A 1,824-nucleotide genomic window follows, 5' to 3' on the forward strand; every position below is an offset into this window, starting at 1 on the left:
AGTTTTCTGCCCATAAGCGCCTTGAACTCCTCGGCATCGACGCAGAAGGAGAATGCGTCCTCTTCGGAGATGACCCCTCCCTTGGCAAGGGTTGCGAGCGACTGGTTCATGGTCCTCATGCCTGTCCCTTCTTGGCCCATCTGCATCTGCGAATAGATCTGATGCGTCTTTGCCTCGCGGATGAGGTTCCTGATGCCGGAGGTGGGGAAGAGCATCTCAAGCGCCAGAGTTCTGCCTCCGCCTATTTTCGGTATCAGCTGTTGCGATATTATGCCTTCTAATATGAACGAAAGCTCGGTCCTTATCTGAGGCTGCTGATGCGGGGGAAAGACGTCTATTATACGGTCCACCGTCTGAACGGCGGTATTCGTGTGAAGTGTCGCAAAGACCAAATGGCCGGTTTCAGCGGTCGTTATTGCCGCTTGGATGGTCTCAAGGTCTCTCATTTCGCCTATCAGCACAACGTCAGGGTCCTGTCTTAATATATATTTGAGGGCCGAAGCGAAAGTGTTCGTGTCAGAGCCGACCTCGCGTTGGTTAAGAAGGGCCAATTTTGGCTGATAGAGATATTCTATTGGGTCTTCTATGGTTATTAAATGATCAGGTCTTGTTTCATTTATCTTGTCGATCATTGCTGCAAGCGTTGTGGATTTCCCGCTTCCGGTAGGACCCGTAACAAGCACAAGACCCCTCGGTTTTTCCGTCAGCTTCATTATAGCATCGGGAATTCCAAGCTTTTCGGCGGCCGGTATCTTATACGGGATGTTTCTGAACGCGCCGGCCACAGTGTCCATCTGGTAGAAGATGTTGGCCCTGACACGGGCCTTTTCGCCCACGCTGAATGAGAGATCGAGCTCTTTAGACAGCACAAGGCGCTTTTTCTGTTCTTCCGAGAGAGGTTCAAAGCATAACGCCTTTGTCTCTTCGGCTGAGAGCGGTTTTGCCCCTTCTATGGTCCTGAGCGAACCGTCTATCCTTATTTTAGGGGGTTGTTTTGCGCATATATGAAGATCGCTTGCGCCGGAATCGATCGTCTTTTTTAAGAGGTCTTGTAATGTGGCCATTTTGTTGATTCTCCTTATTTTGGAAACGCATGGTACAATGTTTTATACTATCTTGAAAGAAGAATTTTTATTGGCCTTGGAACTTTTGACTCCGCCTTGTGGTTATTTGCCCTAGGGCTTTAATTATCTCTTCCCGAATTCTTCATTATAGATAAGTTCCTTGAGCGGTCTGCGCGGGCGCATCGGAGGGGCTTCATTCGCGTATCCAAGGGCAAAGATCGCCACAACATAATGGTCGTCAGGGACTTTAAGAACTGGTTTCACGTCACCCTGCGCGAACATAGCGTTCCAGCATGTTGCAAGGCCGAGATCCGTTGCCGCAAGGGCTACATGTTCGCCGCCGATAGACGTATCCCGGATGATCTTTCTTAGGTTATCGGCGTTCTCCGGATGGTTGACCGATGCCGGAGACGGAACTCGGCAGGTTATATCGGCAAGCAGGGCTATCACCATCGGTGCTTCCAGCATAAATCTCTGCTGTCCGCTTGTTTCGTAAAGCGCACGCCTAATCTTTTCGTCACGCACGATCACGAACCGCCACGGCTGGCTGTTGTTCCCGGACGGCGCAAGCCTCGCAGTCTCAAGGACCTGCATGACCTGTTCGTTACTTACAGGATCCGGTTTGAATTTTCGTATGCTCCTGCGTTTTTTGACAAGTTCGATGAATGACATGATGGGGGCTTATATATAGATGCGGATCAAAAGACAAGTTCTAACGTGAGAAGAGCGCCCAGGCATCGGCGCCGTAGCTACCAAATGT

General features: G+C 50.2%; 2 protein-coding genes. Both read right to left on the minus strand.

Going from position 1 to position 1,824, the window contains the following annotated elements; all coding sequences use genetic code 11:
* The coding region (locus COV46_01870) for a type IV pili twitching motility protein PilT (GenBank protein PIR17998.1) at positions 1–1,064 on the minus strand (1,064 nt) is incomplete at its 3' end.
* Positions 1,065–1,187: 123 nt separating this feature from the next.
* Positions 1,188–1,736, minus strand: coding sequence for a nitroreductase (locus COV46_01875; protein PIR17999.1), 549 nt, complete (start codon positions 1,734–1,736; stop codon positions 1,188–1,190).
* Positions 1,737–1,824: the final 88 nt, after the last annotated feature.

Source organism: Deltaproteobacteria bacterium CG11_big_fil_rev_8_21_14_0_20_49_13, assembly GCA_002796305.1.
In the GTDB taxonomy this organism is placed as follows: domain Bacteria; phylum UBA10199; class UBA10199.

Coding starts and splice junctions, on each gene's coding strand:
- COV46_01875 (PIR17999.1), bottom strand. CDS start 1,736: ATGTCATTCATCGAACTTGTCAAAAAACGCAGGAGCATACGAAAATTC.